The 13,933-nt window shown below is 44.5% G+C and carries 16 protein-coding genes; 5 read left to right on the top strand and 11 right to left on the bottom strand.

The window, feature by feature from the left end; all coding sequences use genetic code 11:
• Positions 1-14: 14 nt before the first annotated feature.
• The 4 genes from B3763_RS09080 to B3763_RS09065 are packed head-to-tail and all read right to left on the bottom strand — an operon-like array spanning position 15 to position 2,773.
• On the bottom strand, positions 15-443 hold the full coding sequence (locus tag B3763_RS09080; RefSeq protein ID WP_189628395.1) for a hypothetical protein: 429 nt from the start codon (positions 441-443) through the stop codon (positions 15-17).
• On the bottom strand, positions 430-897 hold the full coding sequence (locus B3763_RS09075; RefSeq protein WP_189628396.1) for a hypothetical protein: 468 nt from the start codon (positions 895-897) through the stop codon (positions 430-432). The genes B3763_RS09080 and B3763_RS09075 overlap by 14 nt, the downstream gene beginning before the upstream one ends.
• Positions 897-2,141, bottom strand: a complete 1,245-nt coding sequence (locus tag B3763_RS09070) for an ABC transporter permease (protein ID WP_286745853.1) — start codon at positions 2,139-2,141, stop codon at positions 897-899. The genes B3763_RS09075 and B3763_RS09070 overlap by 1 nt, the downstream gene beginning before the upstream one ends.
• Positions 2,138-2,773: an ABC transporter ATP-binding protein gene (locus B3763_RS09065; RefSeq protein ID WP_189628398.1), complete on the bottom strand. Its 636-nt coding sequence runs from the start codon at positions 2,771-2,773 to the stop codon at positions 2,138-2,140. The genes B3763_RS09070 and B3763_RS09065 overlap by 4 nt, the downstream gene beginning before the upstream one ends.
• A 175-nt stretch (positions 2,774-2,948) precedes the next feature.
• Between B3763_RS09065 and lepB the strand changes: the two genes are divergently transcribed.
• The 4 genes from lepB to B3763_RS09045 all read left to right on the top strand — a co-directional run bounded on the left by lepB (position 2,949) and on the right by B3763_RS09045 (position 7,071).
• Positions 2,949-4,127 carry a signal peptidase I gene (gene lepB / locus B3763_RS09060; RefSeq protein ID WP_189628399.1) on the top strand — a complete coding sequence of 393 codons (1,179 nt, stop codon included), beginning with the start codon at positions 2,949-2,951 and terminating at the stop codon, positions 4,125-4,127.
• Positions 4,127-4,561, top strand: coding sequence for a hypothetical protein (locus tag B3763_RS09055; RefSeq protein WP_189628400.1), 435 nt, complete (start codon positions 4,127-4,129; stop codon positions 4,559-4,561). Before lepB ends, B3763_RS09055 begins: the two co-directional genes overlap by 1 nt.
• A 10-nt stretch (positions 4,562-4,571) precedes the next feature.
• Positions 4,572-5,945: a M28 family peptidase gene (locus B3763_RS09050; protein ID WP_189628401.1), complete on the top strand. Its 1,374-nt coding sequence runs from the start codon at positions 4,572-4,574 to the stop codon at positions 5,943-5,945.
• 121 nt (positions 5,946-6,066) lie between these two features.
• Complete coding sequence (locus B3763_RS09045; RefSeq protein WP_286745849.1) at positions 6,067-7,071, top strand: DUF4407 domain-containing protein; 1,005 nt, start codon at positions 6,067-6,069, stop codon at positions 7,069-7,071.
• A 225-nt stretch (positions 7,072-7,296) separates the two neighbouring features.
• Here the strand turns inward: B3763_RS09045 and B3763_RS09040 are convergent, their stop codons facing one another.
• From B3763_RS09040 to B3763_RS09015, 6 genes are all read right to left on the bottom strand, one after another.
• Positions 7,297-7,794 (bottom strand): hypothetical protein, encoded by a 498-nt coding sequence (locus B3763_RS09040; RefSeq protein WP_286745847.1) that lies wholly within the window; start codon positions 7,792-7,794, stop codon positions 7,297-7,299.
• A 384-nt stretch (positions 7,795-8,178) separates the two neighbouring features.
• Positions 8,179-8,616, bottom strand: coding sequence for a PaaI family thioesterase (locus tag B3763_RS09035; RefSeq protein WP_189628404.1), 438 nt, complete (start codon positions 8,614-8,616; stop codon positions 8,179-8,181).
• Positions 8,603-9,085 (bottom strand): hypothetical protein, encoded by a 483-nt coding sequence (locus B3763_RS09030; protein ID WP_286745844.1) that lies wholly within the window; start codon positions 9,083-9,085, stop codon positions 8,603-8,605. The genes B3763_RS09035 and B3763_RS09030 overlap by 14 nt, the downstream gene beginning before the upstream one ends.
• A 540-nt stretch (positions 9,086-9,625) precedes the next feature.
• On the bottom strand, positions 9,626-11,257 hold the full coding sequence (gene pruA, locus B3763_RS09025) for an L-glutamate gamma-semialdehyde dehydrogenase (protein WP_189628406.1): 1,632 nt from the start codon (positions 11,255-11,257) through the stop codon (positions 9,626-9,628).
• Positions 11,258-11,334: 77 nt separating this feature from the next.
• Positions 11,335-12,030 carry a YjjG family noncanonical pyrimidine nucleotidase gene (locus B3763_RS09020; RefSeq protein ID WP_286745842.1) on the bottom strand — a complete coding sequence of 232 codons (696 nt, stop codon included), beginning with the start codon at positions 12,028-12,030 and terminating at the stop codon, positions 11,335-11,337.
• Between the two features lie 2 nt (positions 12,031-12,032).
• A complete protein-coding gene (locus B3763_RS09015; RefSeq protein WP_189628408.1) occupies positions 12,033-12,416 on the bottom strand; it encodes a metalloregulator ArsR/SmtB family transcription factor in 384 nt (127 codons plus the stop codon).
• Positions 12,417-12,555: 139 nt separating this feature from the next.
• Here B3763_RS09015 and B3763_RS09010 point away from each other — a divergent pair, with 139 nt between their 5' ends.
• Positions 12,556-13,197: a hypothetical protein gene (locus tag B3763_RS09010; RefSeq protein WP_189628409.1), complete on the top strand. Its 642-nt coding sequence runs from the start codon at positions 12,556-12,558 to the stop codon at positions 13,195-13,197.
• Positions 13,198-13,205: 8 nt separating this feature from the next.
• Here the strand turns inward: B3763_RS09010 and B3763_RS09005 are convergent.
• On the bottom strand, positions 13,206-13,933 hold a 728-nt coding region (locus B3763_RS09005; RefSeq protein ID WP_286745838.1), incomplete at its 5' end, for a DUF6503 family protein.

The following is a 13,933-nucleotide window of genomic DNA, read 5'->3' as shown; positions in this document are numbered from 1 at the left end:
CTGCCTAAGTACTCCTAAAGTGCTTTTTTGGCTTCTGCAATTGCTCCGTTAATGGCTTCTTTCACTTCCGTTACCCGTTCCATTTCTTTCTTCAGATATTCCACCTGTTCAGAAGCTCCGGCTTTCATCTCCATATATTTCTGAGAGTTTTTACTCCACTCGCGCATCCAACTCATCATGCCGTTATTGGCTTGTTCCAGTTGTTGAGCAAGCGCTCTGAGTTGAGCCGCTCGATCGGCCTCCTTTTCAGCAATCTCTGAAGCCTTTTGCAGGGCTTTTCTCCGCAGCTCCATCACCTCTCCAATCTTAGGCATTACCTCATCGTGCACTTTAAAAATGGCATCACGCTGAGCCTTCGGATTGTAAGCATTGCCACAACCTACAACCAAAAGAAAGAAGAACAATATGAATGAAACGTACTTGAGGGGTTTAATAACTATCATCGGCCAAACCTAAAAATTCACTATCCACCAACTGATACATCAATTTGTCGGGATTGGTTGCGTTCAGCACCAGTTTTCCTCTAAACTTTAGCCGCTTGGAGTTATACTTGTACTTCTCTCCTTTCTTTAGGTGAATTTCCATCACCGTCTCCGGTCCGCCTGAGCCACAGAAGAAACACTCACTTATAGGTAGCGAAGAAATAATTAGATAATCATTGACAAAAGTAATGTCTGAAGGAATTACATAGCCTTCTACCTCTACCAGCTGATCTTTAATAGCCTGTATGTCTTCTCCAAAAACAGGCACATACACATCGCCATATTCGTCTTTTTGAATTTCATACTTCACATCGGCCAGGGTTTTCCAGAGCTTTGGGCCTTTAGCCTTTACCTCCTGACCGAACAAGCCGGTCCCCCATATACTCAATACAATCAGTACAACTATCTTCTTCATTATTCTTTGGCTAATACGTCTGAAATATCTGTTTTGTAGGCATTGACAGCCGGAATTACCGAAGCCAACAAACCTATACCTATACTAATTACTACAACCCACCATTCTTGTTTCACAAAAACCAAACCGGTAAGCCCCATGGCTTCTGATTTTTCGTAAAGGCCTGCCAAAAATTCTGTTAGTCCGTGACCCAGCACAAATCCCAGAGCTCCGCCCAACACTGTAATAATTACCCCTTCGAGTATTACATGTACAAATAGTTTGGTTTTTGAAGCTCCCAACGAACGCATAATGGCCAAGTCATACTTTCGGTCTTTCAATGCATTGTACAGCGAAATGAATATGCTCAAACCGGCTATAATGATAATGATATAGGCAAAACTTCTGAGCAACTCTACACCAATTCCCAACAGAGAGAACAAACGCTGCGTTTCAAAAGCCGGTGAGGCTGCCTGCATGTTAGTATTGGAATTAATCATTCGCGGAAGGGTGACAGCCCCCATGGGCGACCTGAACTTAAGCAACATGGAGGTGATTTCTGCATCCTCATCGCCCTCGGGCAAACCACTCTCATAGGCCGAACCCAACTCCGGTTCATCCGCATGTTCACTATGCTCATGCTCCTCTTCATGCTCATGAACTGCCCAAACACTTTCAATATTGGTAAGGATCAGATTATCTAAAACAGAGTTATTTCTGGCCAACACCCCAACAATTTTATAAGGACGCTCTTCATGTTCCATATCGGCAACGGAGAGCCCATGTGCTCCAAAAAATGTATCTCCCGGCTTCAGGTTCAATCGTTCGGCAACATTGGCACCAATAACACTTTCCATGTTTCGTTTCCACAATTGGCCGGAAGTAAGGGAGCCTTCATAGAGTTGTACATACTCGTGGTTGGTTCCCACAATTCTAAAGCCCCGGTAATTATCGCCCAAAGCCAACGGAATAGCTCCTGCTATGAGTCTGTTTCTGGTGAGCGCACGGGCTTCTTCCAGTTTTATATTGCCTGTAGGAAAGTCTATGTGGTATACGTTGGCCAAAATAAGCTGTAAAGGGCTGCCCTTGGCACCAACTACAAGATCTACTCCGCGCTTGTTTTTATTGAGGTTTTCTTCTAGCTGAGAGCTCAGCAGAATAAGTACCAAAATAATGGCAATACCCAAAGCCATAAGCAGCATATTCAGCAGCGTATTGAGAGGCTTAGACCTAATGTAATTCCAGCTAAGTATAATCAGGTTCATAGGGTAGCCAGGTTTAGTTGAAGTTCAAACTGATCTTTTACACGTTGATCGTGGGTGGCAATGAGCAACGAGGCATTGTTCTGTTCTGCCTGACTTTTCAAAAGGTCTATGACTTTGTGCGCATTGGTATCGTCCAGACTGGCTGTAGGCTCATCGGCCAAAATTACACGGGGTCTGTTAAGTAATGCGCGAGCAATAGTTACCCGTTGTTGCTCACCCTGGCTCAGTGCCTTAACTTTCTTGTATAGCTTATCTGCAAGCCCCAGGCTAGTAAGCACTTCTTTTACACGCCCCCTGTCTTGCGCCATTCCGGCTAAATACTGAGCCAACAATAAATTATCTTGTACACTTAGTGCACTAATGAGATGCGCCTTTTGAAAGATGAGCCCAATATTCTGCCCCCGGTATTTATCGCGTTGCGCACCACTCAAACGGTACAAGTCGGTTTGGCCAATCCTTACCGTTCCCTCTTGCGGTGCCAGAAGGCCTCCCAAAATATGAAGAAGGGTTGTTTTTCCGCTGCCCGAAGCCCCAAGAATAAGAAGGTGCTTACCTTCCTCCACCTGCAACTGCGGAATAGAAAGCACCTTGTGCGAGGCATAACCAAAAGCGAGGTCATTTATAATGATCATAGTGCCTGTTTGGCCTCAAAATAAGCGAAGGAGAGCCAAAAACTGAAACCGCCCAACAGATAAGTCTCAACCTATACATACATTCGCCCGTTAGGCATTTCATCTACCGGGTAGAAATACCCATAATTCGCAGATTTATAATACCTTTAAAGCCGACTATTTATAAGACTCTATTATGCTCGATTTCTTAAAGAGAAAGAAAAAAGAAGAGAAGCCGGAAAAAAAGAAAAAAGGCTTTTTTAGAGAACTATTCAACGATATACTTTTTGCGCTCATAGCGGTTACCATCATACGCGGACTGTTTGTGGAAGCCTTTGCCATACCCACAGGTTCCATGGAAAACTCTATGCTCATTGGTGACCATCTCTTTGTAAGCAAGTTTCACTACGGAGCCAGAACGCCTAAAACGCCCATCCAGTTTCCACTGGCCCACCAAACTTTCTGGGGCATAAAACTTTTCGGAAAAGAAATTCCATCGTATTCAGACATTATCCAACTGCCCCAGTACCGCCTGCCCGGCCTTAGAAAGCCAAGAAGAGGAGAACCCGTAGTGTTTAACTACCCTCCTGATTATGAAAAAGGCTTTCCTGTAGACATGAAGACCTTCTATGTAAAACGCTGCATGGCCGTTCCCGGAGATACCTTTGAGGTGCGTAATAAGCAAATTTACATTAACGGAAAGCCGGTAGATAACCCACCCAACATGATGACCAGCTACCTGGCTGCTACCGAGCGTGGTGTACACGCCCGGTACATGCGAGAGTTGGGTATTACCGATTACCAGGACACTAATCCTTTTGACACCTATGCTACCAGTGCAGTGCCCAACAGTGCCTACAATGGTAAAGTTGGCTTTGAGGTGAACACCACTCCCGAGAAAGCTGCCGCATTGGAAAAATTGCCTTTTATTGACAGCGTGGAAGAAATAGTTTACGAGCTCGGAGAAGACCGCGGTATTTACCCCGGTGACCCGCTATTTAACTGGAGTCGCGATTTCTTTGGCCCTCTGGTAATGCCTGAAAAAGGCATGACCATTGAACTCACCAAAGAAAATGTGGCTCTGTATGGCGAGGTAATAAGGGAGTATGAACACAACGACAATGTGAACATTAAGGACTACGAAGTATTCATTGACGGGAAAAAAATAGATAGCTATACCTTCAAGCAAGGATACTACTTTATGATTGGTGACAACCGACACAATTCGCTCGATTCACGGTCGTGGGGTTTTGTGCCATACGACCACATTGTGGGCAAACCGCTTTTTATCTTCTGGTCGGTAGACCGAACAAACCCCGATGCAGGCTTTTTTGAGCGTTTGCGTTTCAACCGAATGTTTGATCTCATTAAATAATGCGAAAGCACAGCCTACTACTTATCGGTCTGGTTCTTGGACTTACCACTTTTGGACAAGACTTCAATGGATGGAAAACGCTTTCTAAAGTCACTGTAGAAAAGCGATTCGATGAAACACTCAATTTTGAAATCGACTACCCTACTTTTAGCGATGAGGTTAAAAAACTGGATGGTAAAGTAATCGAACTGGAAGGCTGGATGATCCCCCTGGAAGAGCTCCAGGGAGAGTCCTATTTTGTGCTTTCTTCTTTGCCATTTGCCAATTGCTTTTTTTGCGGAGGTGCAGGTCCCGAAACGGTGGCCGAAGTATTTGCCAAAGAGAAAATCAAATTCACCGAAAAGAGAATAAAGGTAAGGGGCAAGCTTAAAATCAATGCCGATGATCCCTTAAAACTCATGTATATTTTACAGGAGGCAGAGATTGTAAACTGACCGAAATGCCATGAAAAGAATAATGCTCCTTTCCCTTTTACTGCTTTTAGCCACAGCCGTACATGGCCAGGAAAAAGACGCAGCCTTTATTCGAAAAATATACGATGAAGCCCTTGCAAAGGGAGAGAGCTATGAAATGCTCCGATACCTTACCAAAAACATTGGCGGCCGGTTGAGCGGCTCTCCGCAAGCGGCCGCAGCCGTAGAGTGGAGCAGGCAACAGATGATGACCTACGGGTTCGACACCGTGTACCTGCAGCCCGTAATGGTGCCTCATTGGGAAAGAGGGGAGGTTGAAAAAGGAAGAATTGTTAACTCCAAAAAATATGGGTCAATGCCCATTGAAGTAACAGCCCTTGGCAATTCGGTAGGTACAGGCCCAAAAGGAACACTGGGAAGGCTTATAGAAGTCAAAGACTTTCAACAACTGGCAGAACTGGGAGAGAAAACCATCAAAGGAAAAATCGTCTTCTTTAATCGCCCTATGGATCCGCGGCTATTGGATACCTTTTCGGCCTATAGTGGAGCTTCAAACCAACGAGGTAGTGGCCCGACAGAAGCCGCCAAGTATGGTGCCATAGGGGTTATTGTGCGCTCACTAAGCTCTTATAAAGATGGTGTTGTGCATACCGGAAGTACCAACTACGGCCTAAACGTGCCTAAAATTCCGGCCGTGGCCATAAGCACTGCCGATGCCGATTTTCTGAGTGATTTGCTCCATGACGACCCCGAACTGCAGTTCTATTTCGAGACTCATAGCCAGATGCATGAAGATGTACTCTCATACAATGTGGTGGGAGAAATAAAAGGAACGCAGTTTCCCGATGAAATCATTGTGGTGGGTGGTCATCTGGACTCATGGGACTTATCGGAGGGTGCTCACGATGACGGTGCCGGATGTGTACAGTCCATAGAAGTGCTCAGACTGTTCAAAGCCCTTAACTACCGACCCAAGAGAACCATACGGGCCGTAATGTTCATGAATGAGGAGAATGGATTGCGAGGAGGAAGGAAGTATGCCGAATTGGCAGCAGAGAACAACGAAAAGCACATTGCGGCACTCGAATCAGATCGTGGCGGCTTTTTACCGGTTGGTTTTGGTATTACCGGCACCGAGTCCCAACAGAATAAATTGCTGGGCTGGGCATCTCTTTTTGAACCATATGGGCTTTTTCAGTTTAAACGTGGCGGTGGTGGTGCAGACATAAGCCCGCTTAGAACCCAAGATGTACCAACTATTGGCTATTTGCCCGATAGTCAACGATACTTCAAATACCACCACACTCCTATCGATAACTTTGAAGCTGTTAATCAAAGAGAACTGGAACTTGGAGCTGCATCCATGGCTGCACTTATTTACCTGATTGATCAGTATGGTTTATAAGTAACCCCACAGCGCTTATGTGATGTGCCTATATTAGCTACCTTGCATAAAAAGGTACTAATTATTACAACATATTAAAACACGTTCCGTTATTGACTACACCAAGTCAAAAACTCAACGTATGAATTCCCTCAAGCATTTCTTTTGGTTCTGCTCCGGAGCCAACCAGTCGCTTTTAAAGCGCTGCCCTACCGAAGCCTCAAAATTTACCGGCATTGGAGCCACCGTATTTTTTACCGGCCTGCTTGCTGCACTTTCCGGAGGTTATGCCTTTCATACCATTTTCTCTCACAGCGGATGGGCCATTGCATTCGGGCTTCTTTGGGGTTGTGTTATCTTCAACCTCGATAGGTTTATTGTCTCTACCATGAAGAAAAACCGTAAGGGTCGGTGGCATGAGTTATTAATGGCTAGTCCAAGAATTTTGTTGGCGGTTATGCTGGCCATCGTAATTTCCAAGCCACTGGAACTCAAGATTTTTTCTAAAGAGATCGACCGAAAACTGGTGCTGTTGGAAGAAACCATTTACCAGAAAGAAATAGCCACCATAGACCAGCGCTACCAGCAACAAGCATCACTTCTGCAGGAGCAGATCAATACTTTGAAAGCAGAAATAGAAGCCAAACGGGCTAAACGCAACGAACTTGCAACCCTGGCCAGACAAGAAGCCGATGGTACGGGAGGCTCTATGCAAAGAAATGCAGGGCCAATTTATCTGTTAAAAAAGGCCGATGCCGACAGGGCACAGACCGAACTGGAGTTGAGCATTGCTACCAACTCTCCCAAAGTAGAAGCATTGCAAGGTGAGCTCACCGCGCTGAGGCAAAAGCAAAACATGGAGTTGGCCGGTATTCAACGAAACCCCTGGAATGGTATGGCAGCCCAATTGGAGGCACTCCGGCAGATTAGCCTGGAAAACAAAGCCATCTATTGGGCCAACATATTTATTATAGCTCTGTTTATAATGCTGGAATGCTCGCCCGTAATTGTGAAAATACTGGCTCCTAGGGGGCCATACGATGAGCTTTTAGAGATTAGAGAACACTTCTTTAAAAACCACAATCTCGAAAAGATTGCACAAATGGACTTTGATACGCGAGAGCGGCTAAGTCCGCTGATTAGCTAATACCCTCAAACTTTGCAACCGAGGTCGGCCAACAAGTTACAGGTGTAATTCTATACGTTGTATTCGTCTAATAAGTACTTGAGTAAACACAAGCATACGACCATATCTTGATGGCAGGGAGTTGGCTATGCTTGTGGATTTGGTACTTTCTCCAGGTTCTTTGGCTAGAACAAAAAAAGCTGCAACTCCATGACCGGAGTTGCAGCAAGATATTTTGGGGAGCTATTACCAGTCTTTCTTAACCTTCTCCAGATAAACATCTCCTCGCTCCAATCGGCCCCTTGAGCCTCTTTCATACTGAACAATTTTTCCCTTGTCCATCAGCCACACGTCATCGTCATGGCCAAAGTTTACATGCCTGTTCTTCCAACGCCTGTCGTCATTGTCAAAGATTTCTAATTCTCCTTCGCTCGTTATTCTCCATTCGGCATACTCCACCTCTCGTTCTCCAAATGCCCTGACCATTATTTTGACCTCTCCATTATCGCGAAAGTCCATCTTGATATCAATCTCCTCCAGAATGTCAGATACTAAACCAGTGACAGAACCTGCAATTTTTCTTGCCAGCCAGTTTTCATCCTCCAAATCGCGCTCTATTTCATCTAAGTCGATGTCTATGACCATGCGCCATTCTCCAAGAAGTTCCTTTTCGGTAATTTTAGATTGTGCCAATGAGGTGGTGCCCACCAGACAAAGGCAAAAAAGTGAGATGAGTTTTTTCATGATGACCTTAAAGTTTGTTGATGACTTAAAGACGCAGCCCGACCTTTAAAGTTACAGGCTTTGTGCGTTTACATGCCTAAAGGAACATACTCTGGCTCAACGGAATATCTTAACAATCAATTCATTATTCATTGAATTCTGATTGATATTGAAACAATACCTTTCCCTATCAATACGGCTATGGAAGTAAAGTTGATAAGGGCCCAATCGAACGATCGATGGTACTCGGAGGAGAATCTCAATCTACTAGGGAAAACATTCAAGGTTCATTTTTGTGAGCTGGCTTCTAAAGAGCTAAAAAGAAATGTTTACGAAATATTGACCGGCAGCCACAAAGGCAAATTACTAGACGTTAAGGACACACGGATAATGGTTAATCTTGAGCTATGATCCCTGTATATCAGAAAAGCGCTGGCGGCTACGCACAAACAGCCCTTGCCCTTTTCCTACCACCTTTCCGTGCTCATTTATAATCTCTGACTGCGCCAGCCATTCTCCTTCTCGGGCTTCAATCACCGTGCCTCTGGCGGTAAGCTGCCCTTCAGTAACCGGACGAACAAAGTGAATCTCATAGCTCTTGGTAACAATGAAGTATTCCTGCTCAAGCGTAGCTGCGGCAAAATACGCGGCATCGTCCAGCATCTTAAAATATACGGCCCCGTGCATGGCCATGGCCGCATGAAAGAAGTCTTCTTTTACTGCCAGTCGATACTCTGCCGAGCCCTCTGAAAGCCTGAGCTCAGAGCCACTAAAAATTCTCTGGTTGATTGGGGCAGCCTGAAAAACCTCTGCCAAAAATGTATAGTGTCTATTGTTTGACATAATCCTCAATTAGTCCGAATTGAATAAAGTGGTGCTTGAAATGCTTGCGATGAAAAAGTAGCCATTCGCTGGCTTTCATAGGCCCTCCAAAAGGATGGTTGGCTATAAAATCGGGCTGTTCCCGTGCCAATTCCAGAAAAGATAATGTTTCTTCGAGCAACTTGGTCTTAGCCGTGTGTAAGTCGGGAAACCTCAAAGGCAACAGCTCATTGTTTCCTACCGGAGAAGGCACATTCCTGCGCATCGGGCTATCTTTCATTAAGTATGCCTTGGTGGCCGGCCATTCTTCTTCTTGAGTTACAATGGGAATATTGACTTTACCCACCGACATCTTAAACGTAATAATAAGATGCTCCACCATATGCTGAGGTGTCATTTTGCCCCATGTAGCCTCACTTTCTTCCGTGAGGTCAGCCAAATGAATAGGCGCATCTTTTTTTAAATACTGTTCTGCCCGGGTTGTTTCCATACTTATCTACTTCAGTTCTTGAACTGCCCTCACAATTCGATGCTTAGCCTTTCTCAAGGCTTAGAATTGAAAGGTTAAGGCAATGGCTCTTTTCAACATCCTCAATATAGCTGAATGACCTGAGTAAGCGAAAGCGATTTTCTTCTCAGTATTTTAAGAATAGAGCTCTATTGATTCTTCGGACGAACAAGGTCATAGGTATTTCTGGTTGCAGGCTCAACTACATTTCTCTGAAGCACCTTAATTCAGAAACGCTCACTCATAAGTACTCCAACCTCTTTTCATGAAAACCCGCACAATAATGAAGCCTTTATGCTTTTATCTGGATAAGTCGCCTCCGCCCAAGTTTCAAAAAAAAGGCTTTGCCCTAAATGCATTGGAAAAGTTATAAAAGAAAGAAGGCCGTCTTAAAAGCTTCAAACCTCATCATTCTGAATTTATTTCAGAATCTGTTAGTTTGATTGTCAGCTATCTAGAGACCCTGAAACAAGTTCAGGGTGACGCTAACCAGGCTTTTAAGACGGCCCTACTTATTCGTTATTAATCTTCTCCTAAGAAAGGATATCTATAGTCTACCGGTGGAACGAATGTTTCCTTGATTAATCTTGGAGACACCCATCTGAGCAAGTTGATCATTGAACCGGCCTTGTCGTTGGTTCCTGAGCCTCTGGCTCCACCAAATGGCTGCTGACCTACAACTGCTCCTGTTGGTTTATCATTGATGTAGAAGTTACCCGCAGATTGCTCCAGGGCCTTCACCCCTACTTCTAGCGCATATCTGTCTTGCGAGAAGATGGCTCCGGTCAATGCATATGGAGAAGTCTCATCAACCAACTTCAAAGTGGCTTCGAAGTCTTTTGGCTCATACACATAGATGGTAATTACCGGGCCAAATATTTCTTCGCACATGGTGGTGTACTTCGGGTCGGTAGTTAACAATACGGTTGGCTCAATGAAGTAACCCTTAGATTTGTCATAGTTACCACCGGCAATCACTTCTACTTTATCGCTTGCCTTGGCATCATCAATATACTTAGCAATTTTGTCGAAAGACTTTTCATCAATTACTGCATTGATGAAATTGGTAAAGTCTTCTGTACCTCCCATTTTGAAGGTTTTAAGGTCTTCTATTACATAACCTTTTACCTCTTCCCACATGTTGCTCGGAATGTAAGCTCTTGAAGCAGCCGAACACTTTTGCCCCTGGAATTCAAAGGCACCTCGTGAAATAGCCGTAGCAACGGCCTTGGCATGGGCAGACTCGTGGGCGATTATAAAGTCTTTTCCGCCTGTTTCTCCCACTATTCTAGGATACGACTTGTACTTATAAATATTCTCACCAATAGTTTTCCAAATGTGCTGGAATACGCCTGTGCTGCCGGTAAAGTGGATACCACCAAAGTCCTGATGTTTAAAAATCACATCTCCGGCAGTGGGTCCGTCTACATAGAAAAGGTTAATGACCCCCGGAGGTACACCCGCTTCGGTAAACACCTCCATAAGCACATGTGCAGAGTAGATTTGTGTGTAAGCCGGCTTCCAAACTACCGTATTCCCCATCATGGCCGGAGCTGTTGGCAAGTTACCGGCAATGGCTGTAAAGTTGAATGGAGTAAGTGCGAACACAAAGCCTTCCAATGGTCTTTGCTCTACGCGGTTCCAGATACCTGCTGAAGACTCTGGCTGTTGCTTGTAGATCTCCGTCATGTACTGCACGTTGAACCTCAAGAAGTCTACAATCTCACAAGCCGAATCAATTTCGGCCTGAAAAGCGTTTTTAGACTGCCCCAACATGGTAGCTGCATTCATTTTATAACGGTACGGACCGGCAATCAACTCGGCAGCTTTCAAGAAGATGCTAGCGCGATTTTCCCAACTCATGTTGGCCCAATCTTTTTTGGCTGCCATGGCAGCATCTATCGATGCCTGAACGTGTGAGGCATCTCCTTCAGAAAAATACCCTAAAATGTGCTGATGATCGTGGGGAGGAGAAAGCGGCTTCTTTTTATCGGTGCGCACTTCTTTCCCATTGATGTACATGGGAATATCTATTTGTTTTGAACGCGCCTCTTCAATAGCTGCTTTGAGCTTGGCTCTTTCTGGAGAGCCCGGAGCATAGCTATATATAGGTTCGTTTTTTGCTACTGGAACGTTGAAAAATCCGGTTGCCATAGTTTACTTTTTAGGGTTATACATTTCTATAGCGGCAAATATAAGAGTTCGCCTACGGAAGCAAAACCTATCCGTGATTAGAGAATGCTTTTAAGCTCAAGAAGGTTCGATATCTCGTGTTGCACTGCCACATTTGTAGCCATTCGTGTTGGGTTAAACCAAACATGGTCCATGTCTACCCGCTTGGCCCCTGCTATGTCCGAGTCGAGGTTATCGCCAATCATAATGGAATTGAAGCAATCGGCTCCGGTAAGTTCAAAGGCCACCTCAAAAATTCGGGGATTAGGCTTCCGCGAGCGCGAAGACTCAGAGGTTATAACACGTTGAAAATAAGGTATAAGATTGGAAGACCTGAGCTTGGTATGTTGAATATCATCGAAACCATTGGTGATAAGGTGCAGCTTATACTTAGCCGATAAATAGTCGAGCACTTCTGTGGCGTAATCGAACAACCTGCTTTTGGTGGGTGCCAGCGCCACGTACTCTTCTTCAAAAGTTGCGGGTAAATGTTCGGGACTCACCCGCAGTTTATGAAAAATCTCAGGAAACCTGCGCTTTCTAATATCTGCTCTTCCAATGCGGTGGTGATTATACAAATCCCACAACTTGTGGTTTACCTCAAAAAACATGGCCACAAGATCTTGTTTTGTAAAGGCTTCAAGCTGTTCCAGTTTGTGCACCTCATACAATTCATGCAAGGCTTCTGCGGCATTGGCATCATAATCCCAAAGGGTATGATCCAGATCAAAAAAAATATGCTGGTACTTACTCAAGGTTATTTATAGAAGACTCTGTTTTGAAAACGGTTTTGAGCCAGCTCGCGATTAGATGCCAAAATTTCATACGTTTCCTGGTCTTTTTGCAGCGTAGTATCTTTCACCAAAAACTCAAAAATGCGATGTACTATTTCTTCTACCTCTTCGCGCAAACTATAAAAGACCCATTGGTCTACTTTGCGCGCACTTATTATTCCGGAGTTCTTTAAATAGGTTACATGCCTTGAGGTTTTGGTTTGAGTAAACTCCAAAATATGCTCCAAATCGGAAATCGTCAGCTCTCCGTTACGGTACAGTAAATGTAAGATACGAATCCTCGATTCTTCCGAAACGGATTTAAATATCTGGCTGCCAAAGGATAAGCTAAAATTCTTAAGTCGCATGGCCGGTTAATTCTTGTTAATTTGGGGAGAATTAATCGAATACACCAATCAATTTTCCTCAACTGCTTGTTAAGTTTGTAAAAGCAAGGGAAGTGAAGAGTCATATCTAATTGGCTATCTTTACGTTTGAAACAATATTATGCTGCTGCAAAAATCTTCTTACTACAAAGTTCTATTCATCATTGCCGGTTTGTTCATGCTATCCTTGCAAAGCAAAGCGCAACAGCCTTCTGAGTTACATGTTGTTCAGGTTTCGGGTTTGGTGATGAACGCAGACAGTACCATTACCATACCCGGGGTTCATATTTATGACGAACGTGGCCGGGGTATTCCTACCGACTTCAGAGGCTGGTTTAGCAAGGCCTTTGTGGCCGGAGATACGCTTACTATTAGTGCTATTGGTTTCAAAAACCGAAAAGTGGTAGTACCCGATTCGGTGGGTGATAGAGTAACCGTAATTTTCGCCTTAGAAGAAGAAGTTACCCAACTGGCCGATATTGAGGTTAACCCATTTCCAACGGAAGAACTCTTTAAAGAGGCCATTCTCGCCATGAACCTTACCCGTGAGCAAGAAAATGTACTGAACAGCTATGAGCCTGAAATTATTCGGGAACTGGTGAGAACCATGCCTTTGGAAGGTTCTTCGAGCATGAACTACCGTTACATGATGAATCAGCAATTCCAGAATTTGCAATATTCATCGGGGCCAAGAACCAACCCATTGCTCAATCCTTTTGCATGGGCCAACTTCATCAATTCCTTAAAGAAAAAGAAGAACTAGGTATAAGCCTACTTCTCGTTCACCTTAAAATCAACCAGGTAATCTGTGCCTAAAAGTGTATGATCTGCATTGGTGTACCAGGTGCGGTTTTTAGGAATACGCAGGCCATTTTTAATCTCCATGCCTTCCAGCACAATGTATTCTCCATCATTGGCTGTCTCATTGTGGTAAAACCGATAGCCAACCATCTCATAAGTTTCGGGCTTAAAATAAAAGTACCAGGTGTCTTTACCCACTTGGGCATCATAACTAACCTTTAGCTGCAAAGTTTCCAGGCCGGCAAACTGGGTTCTTAGTACCGTAGGATCGATCCGGGTACCCGGGTCTTTCAACTTCATGGGTAGTCCGTAGAGGTAGGAATAATAATTCCTCCACCTTCTGGCTCTTTCAGGAGTCAAACTTAGGGAATCGGCCTGAAGAGAGTCGGCCGGAGGTAAAAAGTCTACCCGAAAATCAGTGGAGTCGCGCCCGTCTACCATCCACTCCAAAAGCTGTCCTCTTTGCAACATCCGCAAGTAAAATGAGCCTTTCGAGTTGTTAATAGATACCTCACTTCTTCGTACGGGTCGGTTAGGGGCTTGCATATCTATGATGAGCTTAACAGAAGCGGTGGACCAACGATTGCCCGGATCATGAAACTGAATGGCCCGCTTTAGTAATTCTTCGCCACTAATTTCCTGCGCCCTAACAACTCCTACACTTAGCAAAAGTAGTATGCCAACAATTATTCTCATAG

It is taken from the genome of Roseivirga sp. UBA1976, from assembly GCF_002336325.1.
Taxonomy (GTDB): Bacteria; Bacteroidota; Bacteroidia; order Cytophagales; family Cyclobacteriaceae; genus Roseivirga; species Roseivirga thermotolerans.
The sequence above is the reverse complement of the archived record's forward strand: the minus strand, read 5'-3'. Positions and strand labels throughout refer to the sequence as shown.